At 71.6% G+C, this 24,335-nt stretch carries 26 protein-coding genes, 1 tRNA gene and 1 pseudogene; 12 read left to right on the forward strand and 16 right to left on the reverse strand.

Annotated elements, in window-relative coordinates; genetic code table 11:
* Positions 1-65 precede the first annotated feature (65 nt).
* The gene (locus tag ABZ810_RS04320; RefSeq protein WP_358399072.1) at positions 66-1,100 is read left to right on the forward strand and encodes a hypothetical protein; all 1,035 of its coding nucleotides are present in this window, start codon (positions 66-68) and stop codon (positions 1,098-1,100) included.
* A gap of 57 nt (positions 1,101-1,157) precedes the next feature.
* On the opposite strand, the gene ABZ810_RS04325 is transcribed toward ABZ810_RS04320, so the two are convergent.
* Together ABZ810_RS04325 and ABZ810_RS04330 are read right to left on the reverse strand one after the other, a co-directional pair.
* Positions 1,158-1,883 carry a protein phosphatase 2C domain-containing protein gene (locus ABZ810_RS04325; RefSeq protein WP_358399074.1) on the reverse strand — a complete coding sequence of 242 codons (726 nt, stop codon included), beginning with the start codon at positions 1,881-1,883 and terminating at the stop codon, positions 1,158-1,160.
* A gap of 99 nt (positions 1,884-1,982) precedes the next feature.
* The gene (locus ABZ810_RS04330; protein ID WP_358399076.1) at positions 1,983-2,483 is read right to left on the reverse strand and encodes a PH domain-containing protein; all 501 of its coding nucleotides are present in this window, start codon (positions 2,481-2,483) and stop codon (positions 1,983-1,985) included.
* Between the two features lie 122 nt (positions 2,484-2,605).
* Here ABZ810_RS04330 and ABZ810_RS04335 point away from each other — a divergent pair, with 122 nt between their 5' ends.
* From ABZ810_RS04335 to ABZ810_RS04345, 3 genes are all read left to right on the forward strand, one after another.
* A complete protein-coding gene (locus tag ABZ810_RS04335) occupies positions 2,606-2,752 on the forward strand; it encodes a GPGG-motif small membrane protein (protein ID WP_358399079.1) in 147 nt (48 codons plus the stop codon).
* A 300-nt stretch (positions 2,753-3,052) separates the two neighbouring features.
* Positions 3,053-3,472 carry a hypothetical protein gene (locus ABZ810_RS04340; RefSeq protein WP_358399081.1) on the forward strand — a complete coding sequence of 140 codons (420 nt, stop codon included), beginning with the start codon at positions 3,053-3,055 and terminating at the stop codon, positions 3,470-3,472.
* 52 nt (positions 3,473-3,524) lie between these two features.
* Complete coding sequence (locus ABZ810_RS04345; RefSeq protein ID WP_358399083.1) at positions 3,525-3,965, forward strand: hypothetical protein; 441 nt, start codon at positions 3,525-3,527, stop codon at positions 3,963-3,965.
* Here ABZ810_RS04345 and ABZ810_RS04350 read toward each other — a convergent pair.
* The gene (locus ABZ810_RS04350; protein ID WP_358399085.1) at positions 3,962-4,903 is read right to left on the reverse strand and encodes a helix-turn-helix domain-containing protein; all 942 of its coding nucleotides are present in this window, start codon (positions 4,901-4,903) and stop codon (positions 3,962-3,964) included. The two genes, ABZ810_RS04345 and ABZ810_RS04350, sit on opposite strands and share 4 nt — an antisense overlap.
* A 100-nt stretch (positions 4,904-5,003) precedes the next feature.
* Here ABZ810_RS04350 and ABZ810_RS04355 point away from each other — a divergent pair, with 100 nt between their 5' ends.
* Together ABZ810_RS04355 and ABZ810_RS04360 are read left to right on the forward strand one after the other, a co-directional pair.
* Positions 5,004-6,020 carry a saccharopine dehydrogenase NADP-binding domain-containing protein gene (locus tag ABZ810_RS04355; protein ID WP_358399087.1) on the forward strand — a complete coding sequence of 339 codons (1,017 nt, stop codon included), beginning with the start codon at positions 5,004-5,006 and terminating at the stop codon, positions 6,018-6,020.
* An 881-nt stretch (positions 6,021-6,901) separates the two neighbouring features.
* Positions 6,902-7,039 carry a hypothetical protein gene (locus ABZ810_RS04360; RefSeq protein WP_358399089.1) on the forward strand — a complete coding sequence of 46 codons (138 nt, stop codon included), beginning with the start codon at positions 6,902-6,904 and terminating at the stop codon, positions 7,037-7,039.
* Between the two features lie 243 nt (positions 7,040-7,282).
* Here the strand turns inward: ABZ810_RS04360 and ABZ810_RS04365 are convergent.
* Positions 7,283-7,364, reverse strand: a tRNA-Tyr gene (locus ABZ810_RS04365).
* Positions 7,365-8,032: 668 nt separating this feature from the next.
* Here ABZ810_RS04365 and ABZ810_RS04370 point away from each other — a divergent pair.
* Complete coding sequence (locus ABZ810_RS04370; protein WP_358399092.1) at positions 8,033-8,521, forward strand: YajQ family cyclic di-GMP-binding protein; 489 nt, start codon at positions 8,033-8,035, stop codon at positions 8,519-8,521.
* 150 nt (positions 8,522-8,671) lie between these two features.
* Here ABZ810_RS04370 and ABZ810_RS04375 read toward each other — a convergent pair whose 3' ends face one another.
* The gene (locus ABZ810_RS04375; RefSeq protein WP_358399094.1) at positions 8,672-8,935 is read right to left on the reverse strand and encodes a helix-turn-helix transcriptional regulator; all 264 of its coding nucleotides are present in this window, start codon (positions 8,933-8,935) and stop codon (positions 8,672-8,674) included.
* A 49-nt stretch (positions 8,936-8,984) separates the two neighbouring features.
* Here ABZ810_RS04375 and map point away from each other — a divergent pair, with 49 nt between their 5' ends.
* Positions 8,985-9,752, forward strand: coding sequence for a type I methionyl aminopeptidase (gene map / locus ABZ810_RS04380; RefSeq protein WP_358399096.1), 768 nt, complete (start codon positions 8,985-8,987; stop codon positions 9,750-9,752).
* On the opposite strand, the gene htpX is transcribed toward map, so the two are convergent.
* The 7 genes from htpX to ABZ810_RS04415 all read right to left on the reverse strand — a co-directional run bounded on the left by htpX (position 9,749) and on the right by ABZ810_RS04415 (position 17,094).
* On the reverse strand, positions 9,749-10,603 hold the full coding sequence (gene htpX / locus ABZ810_RS04385) for a zinc metalloprotease HtpX (protein WP_358399098.1): 855 nt from the start codon (positions 10,601-10,603) through the stop codon (positions 9,749-9,751). The genes map and htpX overlap by 4 nt on opposite strands.
* Before the next feature lie 101 nt (positions 10,604-10,704).
* Entirely contained in the window at positions 10,705-12,222 is a 1,518-nt protein-coding gene (locus ABZ810_RS04390) for an NADH-quinone oxidoreductase subunit N (RefSeq protein WP_358399101.1), read from the reverse strand.
* Between the two features lie 4 nt (positions 12,223-12,226).
* Entirely contained in the window at positions 12,227-13,744 is a 1,518-nt protein-coding gene (locus ABZ810_RS04395; RefSeq protein WP_358399103.1) for an NADH-quinone oxidoreductase subunit M, read from the reverse strand.
* Complete coding sequence (locus tag ABZ810_RS04400) at positions 13,741-15,645, reverse strand: NADH-quinone oxidoreductase subunit L (protein ID WP_358399106.1); 1,905 nt, start codon at positions 15,643-15,645, stop codon at positions 13,741-13,743. The genes ABZ810_RS04395 and ABZ810_RS04400 overlap by 4 nt, the downstream gene beginning before the upstream one ends.
* Positions 15,642-16,037, reverse strand: a complete 396-nt coding sequence (gene nuoK, locus ABZ810_RS04405; protein WP_358399109.1) for an NADH-quinone oxidoreductase subunit NuoK — start codon at positions 16,035-16,037, stop codon at positions 15,642-15,644. The genes ABZ810_RS04400 and nuoK overlap by 4 nt, the downstream gene beginning before the upstream one ends.
* Positions 16,037-16,561 carry an NADH-quinone oxidoreductase subunit J gene (locus ABZ810_RS04410; RefSeq protein ID WP_358399112.1) on the reverse strand — a complete coding sequence of 175 codons (525 nt, stop codon included), beginning with the start codon at positions 16,559-16,561 and terminating at the stop codon, positions 16,037-16,039. Before ABZ810_RS04410 ends, nuoK begins: the two co-directional genes overlap by 1 nt.
* The gene (locus ABZ810_RS04415) at positions 16,558-17,094 is read right to left on the reverse strand and encodes an NADH-quinone oxidoreductase subunit I (protein WP_358399115.1); all 537 of its coding nucleotides are present in this window, start codon (positions 17,092-17,094) and stop codon (positions 16,558-16,560) included. Before ABZ810_RS04415 ends, ABZ810_RS04410 begins: the two co-directional genes overlap by 4 nt.
* Before the next feature lie 268 nt (positions 17,095-17,362).
* On the opposite strand from ABZ810_RS04415, the gene ABZ810_RS04420 reads away from it, so the two are divergent.
* Positions 17,363-17,959, forward strand: a complete 597-nt coding sequence (locus tag ABZ810_RS04420) for a helix-hairpin-helix domain-containing protein (RefSeq protein ID WP_358399117.1) — start codon at positions 17,363-17,365, stop codon at positions 17,957-17,959.
* A 19-nt stretch (positions 17,960-17,978) separates the two neighbouring features.
* On the opposite strand, the gene nuoH is transcribed toward ABZ810_RS04420, so the two are convergent.
* The 4 genes and pseudogenes from nuoH to ABZ810_RS04440 all read right to left on the reverse strand — a co-directional run bounded on the left by nuoH (position 17,979) and on the right by ABZ810_RS04440 (position 21,134).
* The gene (gene nuoH, locus ABZ810_RS04425) at positions 17,979-18,935 is read right to left on the reverse strand and encodes an NADH-quinone oxidoreductase subunit NuoH (protein WP_358399120.1); all 957 of its coding nucleotides are present in this window, start codon (positions 18,933-18,935) and stop codon (positions 17,979-17,981) included.
* Positions 18,928-19,479 (reverse strand): NADH-quinone oxidoreductase subunit C, encoded by a 552-nt coding sequence (locus ABZ810_RS04430; protein WP_358399122.1) that lies wholly within the window; start codon positions 19,477-19,479, stop codon positions 18,928-18,930. Before ABZ810_RS04430 ends, nuoH begins: the two co-directional genes overlap by 8 nt.
* 761 nt (positions 19,480-20,240) lie before the next feature.
* Positions 20,241-20,684: pseudogene (locus tag ABZ810_RS04435) on the reverse strand (NADH-quinone oxidoreductase subunit B family protein); the annotation flags it as partial.
* A 78-nt stretch (positions 20,685-20,762) separates the two neighbouring features.
* Positions 20,763-21,134: an NADH-quinone oxidoreductase subunit A gene (locus ABZ810_RS04440; protein ID WP_358399124.1), complete on the reverse strand. Its 372-nt coding sequence runs from the start codon at positions 21,132-21,134 to the stop codon at positions 20,763-20,765.
* A gap of 320 nt (positions 21,135-21,454) precedes the next feature.
* Here ABZ810_RS04440 and ABZ810_RS04445 point away from each other — a divergent pair, with 320 nt between their 5' ends.
* The 3 genes from ABZ810_RS04445 to ABZ810_RS04455 all read left to right on the forward strand — a co-directional run bounded on the left by ABZ810_RS04445 (position 21,455) and on the right by ABZ810_RS04455 (position 24,215).
* Positions 21,455-22,600: a hypothetical protein gene (locus tag ABZ810_RS04445; protein WP_358399127.1), complete on the forward strand. Its 1,146-nt coding sequence runs from the start codon at positions 21,455-21,457 to the stop codon at positions 22,598-22,600.
* 317 nt (positions 22,601-22,917) lie between these two features.
* Positions 22,918-23,994, forward strand: coding sequence for a hypothetical protein (locus ABZ810_RS04450; protein ID WP_358399129.1), 1,077 nt, complete (start codon positions 22,918-22,920; stop codon positions 23,992-23,994).
* A gap of 29 nt (positions 23,995-24,023) precedes the next feature.
* Entirely contained in the window at positions 24,024-24,215 is a 192-nt protein-coding gene (locus tag ABZ810_RS04455) for a putative leader peptide (RefSeq protein ID WP_358399131.1), read from the forward strand.
* Positions 24,216-24,335: the final 120 nt, after the last annotated feature.

Here is a 24,335-nt window from a genome sequence, read left to right on the forward strand (position 1 = left end):
TGAGCGCACGACCTCCGGGAACACCGAACCGGCATGGTTCCTGCCGATATGCCAGGGTGATCTTCATGAGTGACTTCCTCCAGCAGGTGGATGCCACGGTGCGAGCGGCCGTCGCCGAGGACCAGGCTTTCAGCGACCTGATGCCCCGGTTGATGAACGATTCGCGGGGCGTTCCCACCACCGTGCTGAACACCGCGATGACGACGATGGGCGAGGGCATCGCCGCGGCCCCGCCGAACCTCGGCTGCTGGCTGGCGATCATCGCGGGCGCCTGGGTCGAGAACGGCGCCACCACGTTCGGCGTCGAGGAGCCCGTGCTGGACCGGCTGCTCGCCGTGGCCCGCGACGGCGTCGCGTTCGCCGAGTCCTGGAAGCGGGCCACCGGCGGCGCACCGCCGCACCCCGACGGGCAGCCCTCGCAGGAGATCGTCGACACCGTCTCGCGGGACTTCGCCGACCCGGTCGCGGCGATGATGTCGTGGTTCGCGATGGAGAAGTACGCGCTGTCGGCCAACACGATGTTGTCGGCCTCCCCCGGGCTGCGGGCGTCGGTGACCGACCGGGAGGGCAAGGCCGAGCTCGTCGGCCGCCTCGCCGAGCACTGCGACAAGATGGGCTGGGTGGCCCGGCTGCTGCGGGTCCTGGAGGGCGAACGGCTGCTCGTCCTCGACCGCGCGTCCCACCGCGGCTGGACGGTCGGCATCAGCGGCATCGGCGACACCTTCCAGCTGCACGTCCTGCTCGCCGGGGCCCTGCTCGGCCGGCCGGGCGGCATCCCGGGCGACCCCGTCCCGGACGAGGTGATCGCGTGGTTCACCGACACCGACGTGCCCGACCGCGGCCCCATCGTCAGCAGCACCTGGAACCTCGTCGACGCGCACGGCGAGTGGATCTACAACGAGGGCGTGCCCGCCGACATCCCGGCCGTCGCCGGCACCCGCGTGGTGGTGCTCGACCCGCCGTCGTACTCGCGATCGTTCCCGGCCGGGCGCAAGCACCCCATGATGACCGGCCGCCTCACCCTGGAGGGCCTGCACCTGGCCGAGGACCTGGGCGAATGGTGGCCGCACATCCCCGCCGCCAACAACCCCGGCGGCTGACCACCCGTCCATCGCCGCACGGCCGCGGACCCAGAGGCGGACCGCGCGGCCATGGGCTCAGAAGTGCACCAGGACGGCCGTGGCGTCGTCGTACCGCTTCCCCCGCGGACGCGTCTCCCTCGCCTCGGCCTCCCTGGTGCGCCTGATCAGCTCCCGCGGCCCGTCCCGTTCGAGCAGGTCGAACAGCTCCTCCCAGCCGATGCGCCCGAACCGTTCGACCAGCCGGGCCGCACCGTCGGTCAGCAGCGCCACCCGCCGCACGGCGTCGACCGAGGCCTCCCCGGCGAGCGCCTCGTACGCCGCCTGCGGCCGGGTGCTCGCCACCCAGAACCCGCCCGGGCTGTTGCGCGCCGCCCGTACCCCCTCGTCGGTGTAGCTCGGCAGGCGGTCGACGCGGTCGTCGCGCACGACCCTGAGCTCGCCGCCCAGGTCGAGCAGCACCGGCGAATCCGCCAGCACCAGCCAGTCGACCCGGTCGCCCGCACGCCGCAGCAGGGCGACCGTGCTCGAAGGACTGTCGGGATTGTCCAGATCACACGTGTCGGCGTGCAGCTCGCGCACCCCTTTGATGGAGTCGGCGAGCAGATCCCTCAGCGACGTGCCGTCCTCCAGCACGAGCCGCGCGCCGAGCTCGGCCGCCAGCCGCCGGACGAGCCAGCCCGGATCGTGCACGCATCCGCTCTCCACGCCCGGCCGCGCCGTCGCCCCGTCCAGGACGACGACCCACCCGGGCCCCGCGACGACATAGTCCTCGTTGCCCAGCCCTGGCGTCGCCTCGCTCACGTAGCTCACCTGCACGCTGGAGGTCTTCCCTTCCCACCGCTGCGCGCGGCATCTGACGACATGGCCGTCACCCGCGGTTCCGCAGCCGTCCCGGTCGCGCTAAGCGGCGCGCCACTCCTCGACGAGCTCGGCGTGCATCTTGTAGAGGCCATAGGGCGTCTCCCCCGACGGCTCGTGCAGCCGCGTACCGGACTCGGGTGAGGCACGGCGCGAGGTGAAGAAGACCGCGGCCGTGTGCTCACTCTCCGCCGTCCGCACGTGGAGGTACCAGCCCTGGCCGATCCAGGGGGCGTCCGCGCTGATCTCGGTGATCTCGTCCCAGGACAGGCGCCGCTGATGGAACGCCCACACGATCCGGAGCCCGTTCTCCTCGACGACCACGCGGGCGCGCAGGCAGGCGGCCCCCAGCAGCGTCAGCACGCCGAACACGCAGGCGCCCGCCGCCCGCTGGAGGTCGCTCGGGTTCATCCGCCCCGACGTCTGGCCCGTGACCAGCAGCACGGTCGTGAACGCGCAGAACGCCGTGACGACCGCGAGCGCACCGAGGAATCGCCAGCAGCGGAGCGTCCGAGGGTACGCCGCGACGTTGATCACAGACATCCCGCCACACTCCCATGGAACGGTCCGGATCCCCTCCTCCTCATGACCGAATCCGGCCACCCTCCACTGGTCTATTGCCAGATGTCCTGTTTGATTCCCGTACCGGGGGAACAACGTCGCCCATGACTACTCTGTTGTTCATCATCGCGGCGGTCCTGGTCATCGCCGGGATCTATGTGCTGCTCGCGCGACGCGACATCCTCTGGGGTGCCGTCCTCATCGTCCTCGGCCTGCTCGTCGGCCCCGGCGGTGTCAGCATCTTCAGCTAGCCGATCCCGAACACAACGCCCCCTGGTTCCCCTCAGGGGGCGTTCGCATGGCCGCCCTGGTCGAGCAACGCCGCGCCGACCGCCGCTTCCAGACCCTCCTCGAAGACAACCTCGCCCGCCACGAACGATCACTGCGGATGTTGCGGGACCTCGAATGACCCCCGCCGATCTCGTCGCCATCGCCGCCCGGCTGCTCGGCCTGAGCACCGGGAGGCCCTCGAGATCGCCGACCTGGACGCCGCCGCGGCTGCCCTCTCCGAAGCCTCGGGCACCGACCCGGCCGCGCTGCTGATCGCCCTGGTGCGGCACCGCCCGTTCACCCGGGCCAACCACAGGATCGCCCTGCTCGCCACGCTCCAGCTCCTCGGCGAACGCGGCCTGGACCTCGACCTGAGCCCCGCCCGCGCCGCGCGCGACCTCGTCCGCGCGATCGAGACCGGGGCGATCGACCGGGCCGGCGTCGCGGCCTGGCTCCGCTCCCGCGAGGGCGCCGGCCTGGCCGCCCAGATCCTGCACGAGCACCCCGGCGCCGACCGCGCCACCATCGTCCAGACGATCCAGGGACTGGCCCCCCTGCCCCACCCGGACCGCGACGCCCTCATGGCCGGGCTCGACCGCGTCTTCACCGAGAACGAACGCCTGCACACCGAGGTCGAACGCCTCCGCGCCCTCCTCCGCCACCACGGCATGGAGCCCGACACCACCCCCCGCACCGCCTGACCCGAGACGGCCGCGGAGGCCGGTGTGTCCTGCCGGTGGGACGATCACGGGCATGGCGCTCGCTTACATCACGCTGGCTTCGGGACGTGACGTCGAGTTGACCCGGCTGAAGGTCTGCTCCACCTATGAGGGGTTGCTGGAGGGGTATCCGACCGTGTCGATGAACGACCGGTTGCTGGCGTCGCTGGCCAGGCGCCGCGCGTTCACGTACCGCACGGCGCCGCCCGTCCATGTGATCGAGCCGCCGCGCGCCCGGCCCGATCCGGGATCGCGGCGCCTGCCGTTCGGCCCGATGGAGACGCTGCCCCCGGTGTACTGCGTCGGCTTCTTCGAGTCGTTCCGCGTCAACGAGGACCTCGACGAGGTCCTCCACCGCTCCTGGCTGGACGTGGCCTGGTTCCAGGACGACCTCGCCGGACCGGTCGCCGGCTTCGTGGCGGCCGCGGTGGCCGGTCTCCACTGGGAGCGCCTCGCCGAGGACTACGAGGTCTAGCGGGACGTCCGGAACGTACGGCGGTAGGCGTCCGGCGGCACGCCGATCGTCCGGTGGAAGTGCCGGCGCAGGGTCGTCGCCGTCCCCATGCCCGCGGCCGAGGCGATGGTGTCGACGCTGTCGTCGGTGTTCTCCAGCAGTTCCTGCGCGCGGCGGATCCGCTGCGTCAGCAGCCACTGCAGCGGGGTGGTGCCGGTGACCGAGCGGAAGTGGCGGGCCAGGTGGCGCGAGCTCATGTTCGCCTGGCGGGCCAGGTCCTCCACGGTGAGCGGCTGGTCCAGCCGCCGCATGACCCAGGTGAGCAGCTCGGCCAGGGGGTGGTCGTCCTGGGCGGGCACCGGCGTGGTGACGAACTGGGCCTGGCCGCCGGCCCGGTGGGGCGGCACGACCAGGCGGCGCGCGACCACGTTGGCGACCGTCGAGCCGTGGTCGAGGCGGACCAGATGCAGGCACAGGTCCATCGCCGCGGCCTTGCCCGCGGACGTGAGCACGCTGCCGTTGTCGACGTAGAGCACGTCCGGGTCGACCTCCACCCGGGGATAGCTCGCGGCCAGCTCATCGGCGTGGGCCCAGTGCGTGGTCGCGCGCAGCCCGTCCAGCAGGCCGGCGGCGGCGAGCACGAACACGCCCGTGCACAGGGAGACCACCCGCGCCCCCGCCTCGTGGGCCGCGCGCACCGCGTCGACCAGATCGGCCGGCGGGTCCTCGTCGACGTCCGCCAGGGCGGGAACGATCACAGTGTCGGCGTTCGCCAGCCAGTCGAGCCCGCAGTCGGGCTCCAGCAGGAACCTGCCGACCCGCACGGCGTGCGTGCCGCACACCCGGACGTCGTACCAGGGGCCGGGCAGGGCGGCCGGAGCCGAGCCGAAGACCTCGTAGGCCAGGGCCAGCTCGAAATGCAGCATCCCGTCGGTGGCGGCGACCGCGACAGAGTTCATGTCGGGAATTGTACGGTTCATGTCGTTCCAGACACTCACGTCGCCGGGCCGACGAGGACAGGATCTCTGTATCGAATCATTCGAGCAGGTGGGAGCGGTTATGGAAACGGTCGCGGTGTTCGGTGCCTACGGGCACACCGGGCGGTTCGTGGTGGCGGAGCTGATCGAGCGCGGACACGTCCCGCTGCTCGTCGGCCGCGACCCCGACAAGCTGCAGGCGGTGGCGCGGCCGGGGCTCGAGACGCGGCAGGCGTCGGCCGACGACCCGGCCTCCCTCGACCGCGCGCTGAAGGGCGCGGCCGCCGTGATCAACACCGCCGGCCCGTTCGCGACGACCGGCGCCCCGCTGATCGAGGCCGCGCTGCGCGCCGGCATCCCGTACGTCGACGTGGCCGCCGAGATCGAGGCGAACGTCGACACGTTCGCCCACTTCACCGAACGTGCCCAGGCCGCGGGCGCAGTGATCGTCCCTGCGATGGCCTTCTACGGCGGCCTCGGCGACCTGCTGGTCACCGCCGCGATGGGCGACTGGACGTCGGCGGACGAGGTGCACGTCGCCTACGGCCTGAGCAGCTGGCACCCCACCGCCGGAACGCTGGCGGCGGGCGCGGTCTCGGGCCGGCGGCGCGGCGGCCGCCGCGTCCGCTTCACCGGCGGACGGCTGGACTACCACGACGACGCCCTGCCCACCCTGGAATGGACGTTCCCCGCCCCGCTCGGCCCCCAGAAGGTCATCGGGGAGTTCACCATGGCCGACGTCGTCACCGTTCCCAGCCACCTGGCCGTCCCCGAGGTGCGCACCTACATGGCCGCCCAGGCCGCCGCGGACCTGTCGGCCCCCGGCGCCCAGGCCCCGGCCGCCACCGACGAACGCGGCCGTTCCGCACAGACCTTCGTCGTCGACGTCCTCGTCCGTTCCGGCGGTGAGGAACGCCGCATCGCCGCCTCAGGCCAGGACATCTACGCCATCAGCGCACCGCTCTCCGTCGAGGCCGTCGAGCGTGTCCTCACCGGCCGGACCCGGACCACCGGCGTCGCCTCCGCGGGCGCGATCTTCGACGCCCCCGACTTCCTCCGCGCCCTCTCCCCCCACCTCACCCTGCACACCGACCGCTGACCGAGGAGGTCGATCTCGCGCCGCGACCGCCGGGCAGGGCCGGTCCACCGCCGGTACGTGACATCGGAGGTCACCACTCCCGGCGCGAGGAACCGTCCCGTCGACGCCGCCGAGTCCCACCGCGAGCCGATGAAGTCCGGATCATCCGACTCCTCCCAGCCATCGGGGACCAGCGCGAGGACACGAGCGAACAACCGCAGAGCGTCCCCATGACTCCACACCCACAGCGACACCGAGGCGGGCACGTGCTCACCGATCCTGTCGACCCGCCAGTCGACCTCGCGCACATCATCGAGCGCCTCCAGCCGTCCAGCCGCCACACGCGCGATGCCCTCCGCCTCACCCACGTCCCGAACGAGCGTGTCGAGACAGATCAGCACGTCGTCCCGCCAAGGCCTTCGACCACCCTCGAACCGCCCCGTGGACACGAGGACCTCCTCGGGCACCGCCAGCATCGCCTCCAGCGAAGGAGCCCAGACCACGCACATCCACCCCGAACGATCCTCCGTCGGCCGAGCCCCGTTGACGGCGACCTCCATACCTCTCAACGGACCCACGTCAACGGGCTGATCGCCCTCCAGGTCGTCCCACCGCACCTCACGCCCGCCAACCCCGACGACCTCCACGATCTCCCCCACCAGAAACCGCGGACCCCCTACCTCAACCACGCCCGCGACCCTACAAGCCACACTTCTCAGAACCCGCGTTGTGAAGCTCGCAACGACGCCCCAGGACGCATTGACCCGAGAGTCGGACGATGCGATCGTTTCATCGTCCGTTAGCCACTGTGGCTGGCTTCAGTCCTTGTGCCGCACCCCGATCCGGGATGCGACATATCACTGACGTCAGCGACGGAACCGTTCCGATTGGCGGGGTCTGTCGTGCCTGTAGTTCTGTCTGCCCTGGTCCTGGTGCTTCCCTGGCTCGTGCTGGGCTCGATCGCTCTCGTCCGGGCCCCGCGGGAGCACGTGCTGGAAATCATCCGAGCCCTCCTCCCCCGCTGGCGCAGCCGCATCTGATCACTGAGGAACGGGCGCACCGGGCCCGTTCCAAAACGAAAGGCCTGCCACCAGCCGATCAAACGCCAAGGCACCGCCAGGGCCGAAAGGAGCCCGGCGGTGTCCCGTCCGTTAAAGGCACCCGGCCCCTCGGGCCTCAACCACAACCGGCCGTACAAAGCCGTTTCAAGCCGGTTGGAGCCGGACAGCATACGAAACGCCCCCTGCCCTGTAATCCCAGGTCAGGGGGCGTTCTACGTGGTGTGGCGGGTGCAGGGTTCGAACCTGCGTAGGCTAAGCCGACGGATTTACAGTCCGCTCCCATTGGCCACTCGGGCAACCCGCCGTGGCGTCGCTGTCGCGACGGCACTCGAAAGAATAGCGGACGGTGGCAGTGGTCGTGACATCGGTATCGGGGTCATTAGGGGCGAGGTAGGTGGACCTCGCAGGTGCCGGGGGCGGTGAAGGGCGCAGTTCGAGGATCTCGAGCCGGCTGCACGAGAACGTGGCGGAGGGCGACACGCTGACCGTGCCGGCGCCGTTCGGCGATCTGATGCTGGACGAGGGTGAGGCGCCGCTGTTGCCGGTGTCGGCGGGCATCGGCTGCACGCCGATGGTGGCGATGCTGGAGCATCTGGCCCGCGAGGGTGGGACGCGCGGCGTTGCCGTCGTCCATGCCGGTCGGCGGCAAATCACGCGCACCGGGAGGAGATGGTGCGGCTGGCGGAGTCGCCGACCTGCACCCTCTGGTACGGCGGCACCGTGGACGGTCTCGCGGGTGTGGACGTCGGGCCGGAGACGGTGGCCTACCTGTGCGGGCCGTTGCCGTTCATGCGTACGGTGCGCACGGCGCTGCTGGGGCGGGGCGTTCCGGCGTCATCGATCCACTACGAGGTCTTCGGTCCCGGTCGTGGCCGGCCGAGGGCTGACACCGCCGTCGCACCGTCACGCCGGGCGTTCGGCATCGCTAACCTCTCAAAGAGCAGAGGCGAGTACAGGCGAGGTGTGGTGTCAATGGCCGACTCATCGTTCGACATTGTGAGCAAGCTCGACCGGCAGGAGGTCGACAACGCCCTGAACCAGGCGGCCAAGGAGGTGGCCAACCGGTTCGACTTCCGGAACGTGGACGCGGGGATCAAGTGGTCCGGGGAGGCCATCGAGGTCCAGGCCAACACCGAGGAGCGGGCGAACGCCGTCCTGGACGTGCTCAAGGACAAGCTGGTCAAGCGGGGGATCTCGCTGAAGGCCATCGATCCGGGCGAGCCGAGGTTGTCGGGGAAGATCTACAAGCTGGGCGTCGGCCTGAAGGAGGGCATCTCCCAGGAGGACGCGAAGAAGATCGGGAAGATCGTCCGGGATGAGGGGCCGAAGGGGATCAAGGCCCAGATCCAGGGTGACGAGCTGCGGGTGAGCTCGAAGAAGAAGGACGACCTTCAGGAGGTCATCGCCCTGCTGAAGGGCAAGGACCTCGATGTGGCGCTTCAGTTCGTCAACTACCGGTGAACAGCACGCGGCCGGCATGCCGGGGGGTTGGCATGCCGGCCACGCTGGCTTTTCAGTAAAGGGCGCGCCGGCCATCTTCCCCCGCAGAAGGCGCCCGGCGCGCCCGCACTTTGTATGACGGGGGTAGTCGCCCAGAGGTTCAGACGATTTTCAGCCGGCGAGGATTTCTTCGAACGGCTCGAGGTCGCGGGCGAGGGTGGACAGGTCCAGATCGAGGACGCGGGCCAGCGCGGCGACCGTGAAGAAGGTCGGAGCCGCGATGGCGCCGCGTTCTATCTTTCGCAGGGTGTCGAGGGAGATGCCCGCTTCGGAGGCGACCACGGCGGCGCTGCGGGGGCCTCGGGCGGCGCGGAGGACCTGGCCCAGGGCCTTGCCGCGGTCTCGCTGCTCGTCGGTCAAGGGGGTGCGCACCATGAACCGGAGTGTAGCGGAGATTTAAATACTGGTATTACTATCTTCGGTCATGGTGACGTATCGAAGTGCGCGCGAGTGGGCCCGGATGCGCGAGGCGGGCCGGGTGGTGGCGCACACGCTCCAGGCCGTGGCCGAGGTCGTCGAGCCGGGCATCACGCTGGACGAGCTGGACGCCGTCGCGGCCAGGAAGATCAAGGAGATGGGCGCCCTGCCCTCGTTCCAGGGCTATCACCCGAGCTGGGCGCCGACGCCCTACCCGGGGGTCGTCTGCCTCTCGGTAAACGACGTGATCGTGCACGGGCTCCCGAACGGGCGGGCGCTGGCGGACGGGGACGTGCTGTCGATCGACTGCGGGGCCGAGCTGGCCGGCTACCACGGGGACGCGGCGATCACGGTGGGGGTCGGCACGGTCGACGGTGCGGCGCGGCGGCTGATGGACGCCACGTCGCAGGCCCTGGAACGGGCGATCGCGGCGGCGCTGCCGGGCGGGCGGATGGGCGACATCGCCCACGAGGTCGAACGTACGGCGCAGGACGCCGGATACGGGATACCCGAGGGCTGGGGAGGCCACGGGATCGGCAACGCGATGCACGAGGACCCCGCGGTGCCCAACAGGGGAAGGCCGGGGCGCGGGTTGCGGCTCAAGGAGGGCCTGACGATCGCGATCGAGCCGATGTTCCACGAGGGCGGCCAGGACCAGACGCGGACGATGCCGGACGGCTGGTCGATGGCGACGCGGGACGGGAGCAGGGCGGCCCATTTCGAGCACTCGATCGCGATCACCGGTGACGGGCCGGTCGTGCTCACGCTGCCCTAGCGGCGGCCGGCCATGCGCTCGAGGCGGGCGATGCGTTCGGCGGTGGGCGGGTGGGTGGAGAAGAGCCTGCCCATGCCGCCGCCGCGGAACGGGTTGGCGATCATGAGTGAGCTGGTGGTCGCCAGCTCGGGGTCCTGCGGGAGCGGCATCGCCTTGGTGCCCGCATCGATCTTGCGGAGGGCGCTCGCGAGGGCGAGCGGGTCGCCGGTGAGCTGGGCGCCCGAGGCGTCCGCCTGGAACTCGCGGGTGCGGCTGATGGCCATCTGCACGACGGCGGCGGCGATCGGGCCGAGGATCAGCATGAGCAGGGCGCCGAGAATGCCCGGGCCGTCGTCGTCCTCGGAGCGGCCGATCGGCAGGAAGATGGCCAGGTGCGACAGGTAGGTGATGACGGTGGCGATCGCGGCCGCGACGGAGGAGATGAGGATGTCGCGGTTGTAGACGTGCGACAGCTCGTGGCCGAGGACGGCGCGCAGCTCGCGTTCGTCCAGGATCCGCAGGATGCCGCGCGTGACGCAGACCGCCGCGTTGCGCGGGTTGCGGCCGGTGGCGAACGCGTTGGGCTGCATCGTCTCGGACACGTAGAGCCGCGGCATCGGCTGCCGCGCCGAGGTGGCCAGCTCGCGCACGATCCGGTAGAGCACGGGCACCTCGAACTCGCCGACCGGGTGGGCGCGCATCGAGCGCAGCGCGATCCGGTCGCTGAAGAAGTACGCGGTGCCGTTGGTGCCGAGTGCGATGACCAGGGCGATGAAGAGCCCCGCGCTGCCGCCGATGACCCAGCCCACCGCGAGCATCAATGCCGACAGCGCAGCGATGAGAGCCGCCGTCTTGACGCCGTTGAACCGCACTTCGCTCTGCCTCCCGTTGCCTTGCGTCCCCGTTGAGACAACGGTTTGACCTGGTTTGATGTTCCACGGCCCGGCCGGTGCGCCGGGCCGGGCCGCGCCCGTCAGCCGACCGAGGCGACGGCCTGCAGGACGATCTGCGGTGCGACCGACAACACCACCGCGCCCGCGGCGGCCGCGGCGACGGCGGCGCGTACGGGGAGGCCGGCGGACGTCTCGTACGGCCGTCCCTCGGGCGCCGTGAAGAGCCGTACGGCCCACACCAGGTAGTAGTAGAGGCCGATCACGGTGTTGACCGCCATCACGACCGCGAGCCAGGTGACGTCGCCCGCGACGACGGCGCGGAAGACGACGACCTTGGCGAAGAGCCCCATCACGCCCGGCGGCAGCCCGGCGAGGCAGATCAGGAAGAACGCGAGCGCGGCGCCGAGCGCGGGGCTGCGGCGGGCGAGGCCGCGGTAGTCGTCGAGCGTGTCCCACTCGGCGGCGGCCGCCCGGCCGGCCGCGGCCGAACGTTGGACCCGTTCGCGGAACGCGATGACCACGGCGAACGCGCCGAGGTTCATGACCGCGTAGAGCGCCACGTACGCCGTCGTCGCCGCGACCGCCTCGGGCAGGCGGCGCGTGCCGACGGCCAGCGGCGCGAGCATGTAGCCCGACTGCGCGACCGACGACCAGGCGAGCAGGCGGATCGCGGTGTTCTGCCGCAGCGCCATCAGGTTGCCGAGCGTCATCGTCAGCGCGGCGAGCAGCGCGATCAGCGGGCCCCAGACGTGGGCGTACGCGGGGAAGCCGAGCGCCAGCACGATGGCCAGCCCCGCGAACCCCGCCGCCTTGGACACCACCGAGAGGAACGCGGCGACGGGCAGCGGCGCGCCCTGGTAGACGTCCGGCGCCCAGAAGTGGAACGGCACGGCGGCGACCTTGAACGCGAACCCGGCGAGGACGAGCACGATCCCGGCGGCGGCCACCGGTTCGAGGTCGCCGGGCAGCCGGTCGAGCGCGGGGGCGATGCGGTCGAGGTGCATGGCGCCGGTCGCCCCGTACACCAGGCTGATGCCGAAGAGCATGAGCGCGGCCGACACGACCGACACCAGGAAGAGCTTGAGCGCCGCCTCCGAGCCCGACCCGCTGTACCTCTTCAGCGCGACGAGCGCGAAGACCGGCAGCGACAACGTCTCCAGCGCCACGACCAGCAGCACCAGATCGCGCGCGGCCACCAGGCTCAGCGCCCCGACGATCGCCGACAGCAGCAGGAAGTGGTACTCGCCGGTGGGCATGCCGCCTTCGACGATCTCGCGCAGCGACAGCAGGACGACGATGACGGCCGCGGCGAGGACGACGCCCTGGAAGAGCAGCGTGAAGTCGTCCACCACGTACGAGCACGACCGCGGGCCGCCGCCGCGCAGGTCGCCGGGCAGGCAGAACGTCGCGCGGCGGTCGCCGAACGCGAGCAGCACCACGCTCACCAGCGCCGCGGCCAGCGCCCCGCCGCTGATCAGCCCGGCGAACCGCCGCGGCACGTCGAACGCGTCCGCGAGCAGCACGCCGATGGCGGCGAGGGCGACGATGAGGGCGGGCGCCACCGCCGCGTAGTCGATGCTCTGGATCACCTGGCCCATCGGTTCAGCCACCTCCCAGGAGCGCGCGGACGGGGGCGGTGGTCACTTCCAGCAGCGCCTTGGGCCACAGGCCGACGAGCAGGGTCAGCACGATGAGCGGCGTCCACGCCGCGTACTCGTACACCGAGATCCCCGCCACCGGTCCCGCGGCGGGCGGCGCCGAGATGGCACCGGTCGCCGGGCCGTGGGTGAGCTTGGAGAGCATGCGCAGGAAGTAGGCGGCGGTCAGCACCGCGCCGAGCCCGCCAACGACCATGAACGTCACGAACGTCTCGCGCGGCAGGTCGGCGTGCGGCTTGTAGGCGCCGAGCAGCGCCAGCATCTCGCCCCAGAAGCCGGCGAGGCCCGGCAGCCCGAGGCTCGCGACCGAGGCGAACGTGAGGATCGAGGCCAGCCGCGGCGCCTTGCCGAGCATCCCGCCGCCGAGCTCTTCCAGGTCGCCGGTGCCGTACCGCTCCTTGACCGCGCCGGCGAGGAAGAACAGCAGCCCGGTGATGAGCCCGTGCGCGATGTTGCCGAACAGCGCCGCGTTGAGCCCGACCGGCGTCAGCGTGGCGATGCCGAGGAGCACGAAGCCCATGTGGCCCACCGACGAGTAGGCGATCATCCGTTTGAGGTCGCGCTGCGCCAGGCAGGCGAGCGCCCCGTACACGATCCCGATCACGGCGAGCAGGCCCAGCCACGGCGCCCAGAACTCGGCGCCCTCCGGCGCCCCCGGCACCGCGACGCGCACGAACCCGTAGGTGCCCATCTTCAGCAGCACGCCGGCCAGCAGCACCGAGCCGACCGTCGGCGCCTCGGTGTGCGCGTCCGGCAGCCAGGTGTGCAGCGGCCACATCGGCGCCTTGACCGCGAAGCCGAGCCCCATCAGCAGGAACGCGGTGATCTGGATGCCGCGGCCGAGGTCGGCGGCCTTGCCGTCGCCCAGCTCGGTCATGTCGAGGGTGCCCGCGTTGACCGCGACGAGGAGCATGCCGACCAGCAGCAGCCCGGAGCCGAGCAGCGTGTAGAGGATGAACTTGTACGCGGCCGCCCGGCGCCCCGGCCCGCCCCACAGGGCGATCACCACGTACATGGGGAGGAGGACGACCTCGAAGAACACGAAGAACAGCACCAGGTCGAGCGCCACGAACGTGCCGAGCAGCCCGACTTCGAGGACCAGCAGCAACGCCACCAGCAGCCGTGCGGAGCCGCCCGCCGGCGGGTGCTTGACCGTGTGCAGGAAGCACAGGAACGTCAGCAGGGCGGTCAGCACGACCAGCGGCAGGGAGATGCCGTCGACGCCGAGGTGGAAGCGCAGCCCGATGGCCGGCGCCCACTCGGTGTCGACGCCGTGCTGCATCCGCGACGGCGCGCCGAAGTCGAACGTGGCGAGCGCCCCCAGCGCGAGCACCAGCGTCACGCCGGAGACCACGACGCCGAAGAGCCGCACCGCAGCGTCGCCCGGCAGGAAGCTCCGCGCCGGAACGAGCAGTGCCAGTGCCCCGAGCAGCGGGATCCCGGCCAGCAGCAGGAGGATCACAGGAAGATCACCACCCCGGCGACGATCACGACGGCCCCGGCGAGCACACCGGTGAGGTAGGTCTGCGGGTTGCCGTTCTGTGACAGCCGCAGCAGCCCGGCGAGGCGCCGCGCGGCCCGCGCGCCGCCGACGACCGCCGCGTCGATGCCCTTGTCGTCGAACGTGACGACGCCGCGGGCCAGCGCCCGCACCGGCCGTACGATCACCGCGTCGTACACCTCGTCCACGTAGAAGGCCCGGGCGAACACCGGCCGCACCGGCCCGAGGGCGCGAGCCGGGTCGAGTGCCGGGTCGCGGTTCCAGATCAGGAAGGCGGCGCCCGCGCCGGCCGCGACGAGCACCAGGGCCAGCACCGCCGAGCCGAGATGCGGCCGCAGCTCCTCGTCGGCGGCGCCGAAGAAGCCGGCGAGCGCGGCGGGGACGGCGAGCACCGCCACCGTGCCCGTCATCAGGAGCGGCGCCTCCTTGACGTCGTGGCCACCGCGGTTCTCACCGAAGAACGTCATCAGCCACAACCGCGTCGCGTACGCCGCCGTCAGCGCGACCGTGACCAGCAGGCCCAGGAAGACCACCCAGTCGGCGGCGTCGGCGCCGCCGCCGGTCGCGGCGTGCTGCGCGGCCTCGATGACGGCGTCCTTGCTGAACCAGCCGCTCAGCGGCGGCACGCCGACGAGCGCGCCGAGCCCGATCGTCATCGTCCAGAACGTGATCGGCATGCCCTGCCGCAGCCCGCCGTAGTCGCGCAGCATGTTCGAGCCGGTGACGACGATGACGCAGCCCGCCGCGAGGAAGAGCAGCGCCTTGAACGCGCCGTGCGTGAGCAGGTGGAAGACGGCCGGGGTCTTGCCGCCGACCGCGAGGCCGGCGGCCATGACGGCGAGCTGGCTCACGGTGGAGTAGGCGAGGACCCGTTTGACGTCGTCCTGCGCCAGCGCCGCGAGCGCCGAGCCGACCATGGAGATCACCGCGAGGACGCCGAGCACGGTGAGCGCCGCGGGTGCCTCGGTGAAGACGCCGAAGACCCTGGCGACCACGTAGATGCCGGCCGCCACCATCGTGGCGGCGTGGATGAGCGCGCTGATCGGGGTCGGGCCGGCCATCGCGTCCGGCAGCCAGGTGTGCAGCGGGAACTGCGCGCTCTTGCCCGCCACGCCGGCGAGCAGCAGCAGTGCCGCCGCCGTCACCGTCGTGTGCGGCAGTGAGGGCGCCGCGGCGAGCACGCGCTCGATCGAGAACGATCCGGCGCCGACGCCCAGGACGAAGATCCCGAGGAGGAAGCCGACGTCGCCGAGCCGGGTCACCAGGAACGCCTTGACCGCGGCCCGCGAGTTGGCCCGGTCCTCCCAGTGGTGGCCGATCAGGAAGTACGAGCAGACGCCCATGACCTCCCAGCCGACGTACAGCAGGAGCAGGTCGCTCGCGTACACCACCAGCAACATCGCGGCGGTGAAGAGCGAGATGAACGCGGCGTACGAGGAGTAGCGCGGGTCCTCGCGCATGTAGGTGACGGAGTAGACCTGCACCGCCAGCGCCACGCAGCAGACCATGAAGCCGACGACCGCCGACAGCCCGTCGACCTGCAGCCCGACCTCGATCGGCACGGTGCCGGTGGGGATGCGGGTGAGGACACCGGTGTGGGTGGCCTCGTCACCCCACACGGTCAGCCCGGCGATCGCCGCGAACACCGTCGCCGCCGCGATCGGCAGGCACGCGATCAGCGCGGGCCCGTTCCGCCCCGGCGGCACCTCGCCGGCACCTTCGGCCGCGGCGGCGCCGTCCGGCCCGGCCGCGACGGCACGGCCGGAACCGCCCAGCAGGCGGGTGAGCCGCGGCCCGAGCAACATCCCGGCGAACGCGGCCGCGAACGGGAGCAGGATGACGGCCGACGCGAGCCCGATCACAAGACACGCTCCCCGGTCCGCTCGCCCTCGGCGCCGCCGTCGCCTGCCGCCGGAGCGGCCCCCTCGGGCCCGCCGGGCTCGTCGGGCTCCTCGGCGAGATCGCGCAGCCGGTCGACGTCGATCATCCGGCGGTTGCGGTAGACCAGCAGCACGATCGCCAGGCCCAGCCCGATCTCGGCCGCCGCGATGACGATCGTGAACAGCGTCAGCACCTGGCCGCCGTGCAGCCGGTCGCGCCACCAGACGTCGAACGTGACGAGGTTGAGGTTGACGGCGTTGAGCATCAGCTCGACCGACATCAGCACGAGGATGGCGTTGCGCCGCGCCAGCACCCCGTACACGCCGATCGAGAACAGCAGCGCGGCGACCACGAGCGGATAGGCGAGATGCATCAGCCGTCCTCCCTCTCGTGTTCGGGGCCGATGTCCGAACGCGACAGCACGATCGCGCCGACGAGCGCCGCCAGCAGCAGCACCGACAACACCTCGAACGGCAGCACCCAGGTCCGGAAGACGCTGGCGCCCAGCTGGTCGGCCGAGCCGCCGCCCGGCTCCAGCGGCGTGTACGCGTCGCGGAAACCCATCACCAGGACCGTGATCAGCACCGCCGCCGTGGCGACGGCCACGCCCGCCGCGACCCACCGGTTGCCCGAGTCGAGATCCGCGGTCTCGCCGATCGGCGCCCGCGTCAGCATGATCCCGAACAGCAGCAGCACGACCACGGCGCCCACGTAGATCAGGACCTGCACCCAGGCCACGAACTCCGCGGTCAGCACCAGGTAGCCACCGGCCAGCGCACCGAACGACACCACCAGCCACAACGCCGCGTGCACCAGCTGCCGGGTCGTCACGACCAGCAGCGCCGACCCGACGGCGACGATCCCGAGCAGTGTGAAGACGATCTCCTGCCCCGTCACCGGCCGCCTCCCGGAGTACGTTTCGGGCGCGCGGCGGCCTTCTCGGCGGCGGCGATCTCCTTGGGCGGCTCCGCGGCCGGATCGTGCGCCTGGGGCGGCGGCACCGTCCACATCCACTCGCGCAGCCGTTCCTTCTCGTGCGTGAGCTCGTTGATGTCGTACTCGGCGTACTCGAACTCCGGCGACCAGAACAGCGCGTCGAACGGGCACACCTCGATGCAGATGCCGCAGTACATGCACAGCGCGAAGTCGATCGCGAACCGGTCGAGCACGTTCCGCGTGCGGGCCCGGCCCGCGCCCTCCGCCGGGAGCGTCTCCTTGTGCGAGTCGATGTAGATGCACCAGTCGGGGCACTCCCGCGCGCACAACATGCAGACCGTGCAGTTCTCCTCGAGCAGCGCGATCACGCCGCGGCTGCGCGGGGGCAGGTCAGGCTGCACCTCCGGGTACTGACGCGTGACCGAGCGCCGCGTCATCGTCCGCAACGTGACCGCCAGCCCCTTGGCCAGCCCGCCTCCTGGTAGCCGTCCCACGCGCCCCATGATTGCGTACGAACAGCGGCTGGGGAACGCATCGGGGTCCGCGTTCGTCCAACCAGACGTGAGCCACGGGTTCAACGGCCCATACGATCCCGGCGAGGACGAGCCGTCGGTCCGCCGTCCACGCCCCCACTACGGACGCCCTCACCACCACCCCGGACGTCCTCCTTTCCCGCCCGTGTGGCGCCCGCCGTACCCGATGCCGCCGGTCCCGCCGCCCCCTCCTCCGCCCAGCGAGCCGAACGGGATCCTCTGGGCCCTCGTGCCATTTCTCACGTTCGGCGTGGGCACGCCGTTCACGTTCCTCTACGGCGCGATCCGGCGTGGCTCCCGCACCCTGGGCGCCACGGCGGCGGGTTACGGCCTCGCCCTCACGTTCGCGCTGATGCTGACGGGCACCGACGAGGCCGCCCTGGAGGCGCTCGGCGGCTTCATGATGATGATGTTGTGGATCGCCGGCACCGCCCACGCGTTCGCCGTCCGGCCCTCGGTCTTTCCCAGGGAGGGTCCGCGCAGCCGCCAGAACCAGTACGCGATCCACGTCGCGAAGTACCGCCGTTCGCTGCGTGAGGACGCCCGCCGGCTCGCCTCCGAGGACCCGGCCCTCGCCCACGAGCTCCGCATCGGCCGCCCCGACCTGCCCCGCGCCTACGACGACGGCGGCCTCGTCGACGTCAACCACGCGCCGCCCGAGATCCTGGCGGGCCTGCCCAGCATGACCCCTGAGCTGGTCGACCGCATCGTCCGCCGCCGCTCCGCCCAGGGCGGCTTCATCTCGGCCGAGGAGCTCACCGTCGACGCCGACCTCCCGCCCGACCTGCTCCCCCACCTCAGCGAGTACGCCATCTTCCTCCCGTAGCCGGAGGGCGTCGGCGGGGTCAGGCGAAGGCGACCTTGAGGACGCCGGTGAGGGCCAGCTGGGCCAGGGCGAGCGGGACGAGGTAGGCCCAGGCGAGCTTCTGCAGCTGGTCCTCGCGCATGCGGGGGTAGCTGACGCGCAGCCAGATGACCACGAACGCCAGGGCGAACGTCTTGAGCAGCGTCCACAACCAGCCGAGCTCGTCGTTGAGGAACGGGCCCTTCCAGCCGCCCAGGAAGAGGACGGTGGTGAGGGCGCAGAGGACGATGATCCCGGCGTACTCGGCGAGGATGAAGAGCGCGAAGCGCAGGCCGCCGTACTCGGTGTAGGGACCGAAGATGATCTCGGAGTCGGCGACCGGCATGTCGAACGGGGGGCGGCGCAGCTCGGCGAGCCCGGCGACGAAGAAGACGACCGCGCCGACGGCCTGCCAGGGCAGCCAGTACCAGCGCCACTCGTCCACGATGCCGGTGAGGGACAGCGTGCCGGCGGCCATCGCCACGGAGGAGGCGGCGAAGACCATCGGCAGCTCGTACGACATGAGCTGCGCGGCGACCCGCATCCCGCCCAGGAGGCTGTACTTGTTGGCGCTCGCCCAGCCCGCCATGATCGCGCCGATCACGCCGACGCCCATGACGGCGAGCGCGAAGAAGAGGCCGACGCCCAGGTCGAGCGCCACCTGGCCGTTGGGGCCGACCGGCACGACGATCAGGACCAGGAGGTAGGGGACGAGGGCGACGCCGGGGGCGAGCTTGAAGATGCGGCGGTCGGCCGCCGCGGGGATGACGTCCTCCTTCTGGGCGAACTTCACGCCGTCGGCGACGAGCTGCGCCCAGCCGTGGAAGCCGCCCGCGTACATCGGGCCGAGGCGGCCCTGCATGTGCGCCATGACCTTGTGCTCGGCCTGCCCGACGAGGAGCGGGAGGACGGCGAACGCCGCGGCGACGAGGGCCAGTTTGACGACGATCTCAAGCATTCGGCCCCCAGTCGTCGGGCACGCCCGGCGGGCGGACGCGGCGGCGGCTCGGCGCGCCGTGGCCCGACTCGCCGGGCTCCTTGGCGCCCGGCCACGGCTTGGCGACGCGGGCCGCGAGCACGAACTCCTTGCGCAGCGGATGCCCCTCGAACCCGTCGGGCAGGAGGAGCGGCACCGGGTGGGGGTGGCCCTCGAAGACCACGCCGAACATCTCCGCGGTCTCGCGTTCGTGCCAGTTGGCACCCCGGTAGACCCCGGTGGCCGTGGCGAGCACGGGCGTCTCGCGCGGGATCCGGGTGCGGACGAGGAGGTGGTGGCGGCGTTCGAGGGAGTAGAGGTGCACGACGATCGCGAAGCCCTCGGTGAGCTCGTCCACCCCGGTCAGCCAGTCGAAGAAGCCGCAGGACAGGTCGTCGCGCGCGAACGTGAGCGCCTCGATCCACATCTCGGCCGGCACGCCGACGGCCAGGCCGCCGAAGGTCTCCTCGGTCGACACCTCGTCGCCGAACCGGCCGGTCCAGGCGGCGGCGATCTCGGCGCTCACCGGTCCGACCGCCCGATCTCGTCGTCGTCGGTGAGCCCGGGAATGATCGACGGGTCGTGGTCGCGCAGGCGGCGGGACCGCGCAGGCCTGTCGGCGGGCCGCGCCTCCTCGTCGTGGACGGCCTCGGGCTCCTCGACACGACGGGCCCCGTCGTCCGGACCGGCCTCGGGCGCCTGGACGGGACGAGTCTCGTCCTCGGGTCCGGGAGTCTCCGCGGGCATGGCGACCGGCCTCGTCTCGTCGTCAGGTCCGGGAGTCTCCGCGGGCGCGGCGACGGACGCGGTCTCGTCGTCGGGCCCGGGAGCGTCCGTCGCCGTCGGGGCGGGGCCCTGGTCAGCCTCGGGCAGAGGAACGGGACGCGTCTCGTCGTCAGGTCCGGGAGTTTCGGCGGGCGCGGTCTCGGCGTCGGGAACGGGGGCGTCCGTCGCCGTGGAGGCGGGGCCCTGGTCGGCCTCGGGAAGGGGAACGGGGCGGGTCTCGTCGTCCGGGCCGGGTCGCCGGTCGGCGGTTTCCGGACCCCCCGTCCCTGCCGTCGCGGTCTCGGGGAGCGGTGTCGTCTCGGTCGGGCCCGGGTCATCGGTGTCGGCGGGCGGGACGGGGACGGGGCGGGTCTCGTCGTCGGGGGCGGCGACCGCCACGGGCTCCGGCTCGGGCGGCGGGGGCGGGGGCTGGAGGGGCCTGCGCAGGACGGTGGCCGATAGCGGACGGGGCGCGGGCGCCGGGGCGACCGGCTCGGCGGAGCCGTCGTAGCGGTCGCCGAGGGACTCGGCGGCGATCTTCTCCTGGAGCTTGATGATGCCGTGCAGCAAGGCCTCCGGGCGGGGCGGGCAGCCGGGCACGTAGACGTCGACGGGGATGATCTGGTCGACGCCCTTGGTGACGCAGTAGGAGTCCCAGTACGGACCGCCGCAGTTGGAGCAGGCTCCGAACGAGATCACGTACTTGGGCTCGGGCATCTGCTCGTACAGGCGCTTGACCGCGGGCGCCATCTTGTCGCTGACGGTGCCGGACACGACCATGAGGTCGGCCTGGCGCGGGCCGGGGGCGAACGGGATCACGCCGAGCCGGATGAAGTCGTGGCGGCTCATCGAGGTCGCGATGAACTCGATCGCGCAGCAGGCCAGCCCGAAGTTGAAGACCCACAACGAGTAACGCCGACCCCAGTTGAGCACGAACTTGACCGGCTTGGGCGCGAGCCGCGACAGCGGTCCGACGCTCGGCGGGGGCAGATCGACAGTGCTCACGAGAGCATTCTTACAGCCCTCGCGGATCACGCCAGAGACTCAGACCCACGAGAGCACGCCCTTCTTGCCCGCGTAGAGGAGCCCGGTGGCGAGGAACCCCAGGAAGACGAACATCTCGCCGAGCGTCGTCATGCCGTAGCCGGGCGCGGCGAAGACGGTCGCCCAGGGGAAGAGGAAGACGGCGTCGACGGCGAACACCACGTACAGGTAGGCGAACACGTAGTAGCGGACGTAGGACTGCGCCCAGTCGGCGCCGACCGGATCGACGCCGCACTCGTAGGTCTTGAGCTTCTCGGCGGTGGGACGGCTCGGCCGGAGGAGGCGGTTGGCCGCCAGGCCGCCGCCCACGATCCCGCCGCCCACGAGGAGCAGCACCACCACGACGACGTACGAGTCGAAATAGTCGTTCACGGTGTCCTTCCAACCTCGCTTAACGCCTCAGGTCAAGTATCTCGTACGGTGAACCCGGCCCGACAAGGTCGCGTCGAAGTAAATGGCCGCACACAAAGTCCGATCGTTGCTGCACACTAGAGGTGCATTTGGGGTCTCTTGACCTGGAAGGACGTGACCGGATGAGCAACCCCCCGCCTCCCCCGGGCTGGGAACCCCCCGCAGGAGGCTCCTCTTGGCCGCCACCGCCGCCCCCTGGGCAGGGCGGACCGCCCGGCGGTCCCGGTGGCCCGGGTGTTCCTCCGGGCGGATTCGGTTCACCGCCGCCCGCCGGGCCCGGCATGCCCCCGCCCGGCGGCTACGGCGCGCCCGGGCAGCAGCCGCCGTTCTTCCCGCCGCCCGGCGGGGCGCCTCCGCCGCGCAGTGGCGGCGGCAAGGGCCTGATGATCGTGCTTCTCGGCGGCGGCGCGGTGATCGTCGTACTGATCATCGCGATCGTCCTGGTGACGGTCGTCTTCAGGGAAGACAAGATGACGCCGTCCGAACGGCTCACCGCGGCGGCGGCGCAGGTGTCGACGGCCCGTGCGCTGGCGCTCAAGGGCACCTTCTCCGGCAGCGGCGACACCGTCCAGGGTGAGCTGAAGGTCACCAAGGGCGGCCGCGCGACCGGGCAGGTGACGTGGGACGGCGACAACGTGACGTTGCTCACGGCCGACGACAAGGTGTACGTCAAGGCGCCGAAGTCGTACTGGTCGAGCAAGGTCACCTCGTCGTCGGTGACGATCAAGGACGGCGACCAGTGGGGCAAGATCAGCTCCACCGACCTGAGCCTCAACGTCGACCGCGACCTCACGCCCACCGCGATCGCGAGCGCGATGCGGTCCGCCTCCAACCTGCGGACCACGCTGCGGGAGTCCAAGACCACGGTGCAGGGCCGCGACGCGCTGCGGATCGGCACCTCGACGCGGACCTTCTTCGTGACCGACTCCGAGACGCCCGAACTGCTGCGGTACGAGACCGTGTTCCCGCGGGTGCAGTTCGACGTCACCACGTACGGCAGCTCGGCGGCGTCCAGCACGATCAGTGAGCTGCGTTCCCGCATGGGCGAGCTGAAGGACTCGTTCGACAGCGAGGCCCGGGTGTCGCTGATCGACACCAAGAAGGGGCTGTGCACGACCAACAGCTCCAGCTGCCGGGTGCGCGGCCAGTTCCGCCCGACGCTCTCGGGCACCGGCTCGACCAAGATCGACATCAAGTTCAAGCTGACCGCGGGCTCGACGACGGGCCGCAGCCTGGGCGACTGCGAGACGTCGGCGACGGTGTCGTCGTCCACTCTCACCTGGGCGGAGTGCCGCGTCAGCAGCAGCGCCTGGTCCAGCTGGTCGCGGAGCGGTCAGACGCGCTACTACACGCAGGCCGAGTTCCGCGTGCAGGGTGCCACCGACTCCGACGTCCAGAGTCTCCAGAGCGGTCTCGACCGGGAGTGATCTGAAACACCCCGTGCCGGGCGATGTCCCGTCCTGCTGCGCAGGCGGACATCGTCCGGCACTCTTATGTCCGGTATCGGCTGACAGAGCGGAGTTGAGGTCACGTGAACGCGGATCAGGGTGACTCGTCACCGGTGGTTCCGGGCACGCCCCCGCCGCCGCCTGCGCGGCCGCCTGCGCCGCCGCCTGCGCGGCCGGGGGTTCAGCCGCCTGGTCCGCGGGGACTTCGACCGCCGGGTCAGCCGGGTCAGCCGGGAACGCGGCCGGCGGCGCCGCCCGGGGCGCAGGCCTCAGCGCGCGGCCTCCGGCGGCTTCCGATGCCGGTGGCGGTGGTCGTGGGCGTCGCGGCCCTGCTGGTGCTCCTCATCGTGGCCGGCGCCGCGTTCGTGGGCTTCTCGCGCGGGGTCGACGCGGACGGCTCGGCGCAGGGCAACGCCGGCGCAACCCCCGACTGGGGCGCGCTGGCCGCCCGGCAGCTGCAGACGGCGCCCGGCCTCCGGTACGAGGGAACGATGTCGGCCGACGGGCGGCCCGTTCGCGTCGTGCTCCAGGTGAGCCGGGCCGGCTCGGCGTCCGGGGCGATGACGGTCGGCGGGCTGCGCGCGCTGGTGGTCTCGGTCGGCGACCAGACGTTCGTCAAGGCGGGCCCGGCGTTCTGGCGCACGTACGGCGGCGAGAGCTCGCACCCGGAGAACTACGCGAACCGCTGGAGCAAGGCGCCCGCCACGCTGTTCAAGATGAACGTGGCCGACGTGCTGGGCGTCACCTCCATCGCGACCCTGCTGGGCAAGACCACCGCGCGGCCCGCCAAGGAGACCGTCGGCGGCACCCCCGTCTACCGGCTCCGCACCCAGCGCGCCGATTACTTCCTTGCGGCCGCGGCCCCGCACCAGCTGCTGCGCGTTCATCCGGCGGGGCCGGGCGATCCGCGCTTCCAGGCGACGCCGCTGGCCGACACCGCCGCCCTGTTCACCGAGATGCGGCCGCGGGTGGCCGCGCTGGGCGGCGCCGGCGATCCCGGGCTGCGCTTCCGGCCGGGCACGCTGACGTTCGTCAACTGCGACGACAACGTGCACGGCTGCACGATCCGGCTCCCGGCGACGATGACCTCGCCCGACGGGGCGGTGCCGGCGAACGCCCGCGCCCAGCTCCGTGCGACGATCACCGCCGAGGGGCGCGCGCTGGGCTCGTGCACCGGCTCGGGGCCGGTGCCCGCCAACCGCGAGATGGTGCTGCGCTGCACGGTCGGCGGCCGGGTCTGGAGCGCGTGGATGGGGCGGGCCCGCGACATTCCGGGGGCCCATCCGTACGGGGCGACCGCCCGTGTCGTCGGCGAGGCCGTCGACCGCGCCGGGGTCCGCGACCTGCTCGCCAAGATCGACCGGGAACGCTGAAACGGCCTCCATCCCTTGTCTCACCGGGGATGCGAAAACCCGCGCCCCCCAACAAAAGGGGCCGGTGGATCCGGGCGGATTTCGCGCTGTCTATAGTGCGGGGCGTGAACTCCGTGCCCCCGGGGAGCCTCGGCTCCTCGACCAACCCTCCGCCTCCGCGGCTCGTCCGGCGTCTGCACGTCGACCTGTGCCGCCTGGCCAGCTGTCTGTGTTTGCGATGAACCCACGGGCCGCCTAGGTCGTACCTCTGGTTAGGACCTGCCCGAATCCGGCGAGGACGCGTGAACCTCTGGCCAAAGTGATACGTCTTGTGTTACGGGGTCAGGCCTCCCTGGAAGAGG

The organism is Spirillospora sp. NPDC047279, assembly GCF_040643285.1.
Lineage (GTDB): Bacteria > Actinomycetota > Actinomycetes > Streptosporangiales > Streptosporangiaceae > Spirillospora.

What these genes read in the sequence shown, in the direction of transcription:
- ABZ810_RS04345 (WP_358399083.1), top strand. Translation starts at nt 3,525, where the DNA reads ATGGCGCTCGCTTACATCACGCTGGCTTCGGGACGTGACGTCGAGTTG.
- ABZ810_RS04445 (WP_358399127.1), top strand. Translation starts at nt 21,455, where the DNA reads ATGCCCCCGCCCGGCGGCTACGGCGCGCCCGGGCAGCAGCCGCCGTTC.
- ABZ810_RS04450 (WP_358399129.1), top strand. Translation starts at nt 22,918, where the DNA reads ATGCCGGTGGCGGTGGTCGTGGGCGTCGCGGCCCTGCTGGTGCTCCTC.
- nuoK (WP_358399109.1), bottom strand. Translation starts at nt 16,037, where the DNA reads ATGCATCTCGCCTATCCGCTCGTGGTCGCCGCGCTGCTGTTCTCGATC.
- ABZ810_RS04375 (WP_358399094.1), bottom strand. Translation starts at nt 8,935, where the DNA reads ATGGTGCGCACCCCCTTGACCGACGAGCAGCGAGACCGCGGCAAGGCC.
- ABZ810_RS04320 (WP_358399072.1), top strand. Translation starts at nt 66, where the DNA reads ATGAGTGACTTCCTCCAGCAGGTGGATGCCACGGTGCGAGCGGCCGTC.
- ABZ810_RS04390 (WP_358399101.1), bottom strand. Translation starts at nt 12,222, where the DNA reads ATGGGCCAGGTGATCCAGAGCATCGACTACGCGGCGGTGGCGCCCGCC.
- ABZ810_RS04355 (WP_358399087.1), top strand. Translation starts at nt 5,004, where the DNA reads ATGGAAACGGTCGCGGTGTTCGGTGCCTACGGGCACACCGGGCGGTTC.
- ABZ810_RS04330 (WP_358399076.1), bottom strand. Translation starts at nt 2,483, where the DNA reads ATGTCTGTGATCAACGTCGCGGCGTACCCTCGGACGCTCCGCTGCTGG.
- ABZ810_RS04350 (WP_358399085.1), bottom strand. Translation starts at nt 4,903, where the DNA reads ATGAACTCTGTCGCGGTCGCCGCCACCGACGGGATGCTGCATTTCGAG.
- map (WP_358399096.1), top strand. Translation starts at nt 8,985, where the DNA reads ATGGTGACGTATCGAAGTGCGCGCGAGTGGGCCCGGATGCGCGAGGCG.
- ABZ810_RS04335 (WP_358399079.1), top strand. Translation starts at nt 2,606, where the DNA reads ATGACTACTCTGTTGTTCATCATCGCGGCGGTCCTGGTCATCGCCGGG.
- nuoH (WP_358399120.1), bottom strand. Translation starts at nt 18,935, where the DNA reads ATGCTTGAGATCGTCGTCAAACTGGCCCTCGTCGCCGCGGCGTTCGCC.
- ABZ810_RS04370 (WP_358399092.1), top strand. Translation starts at nt 8,033, where the DNA reads ATGGCCGACTCATCGTTCGACATTGTGAGCAAGCTCGACCGGCAGGAG.
- ABZ810_RS04455 (WP_358399131.1), top strand. Translation starts at nt 24,024, where the DNA reads ATGCGAAAACCCGCGCCCCCCAACAAAAGGGGCCGGTGGATCCGGGCG.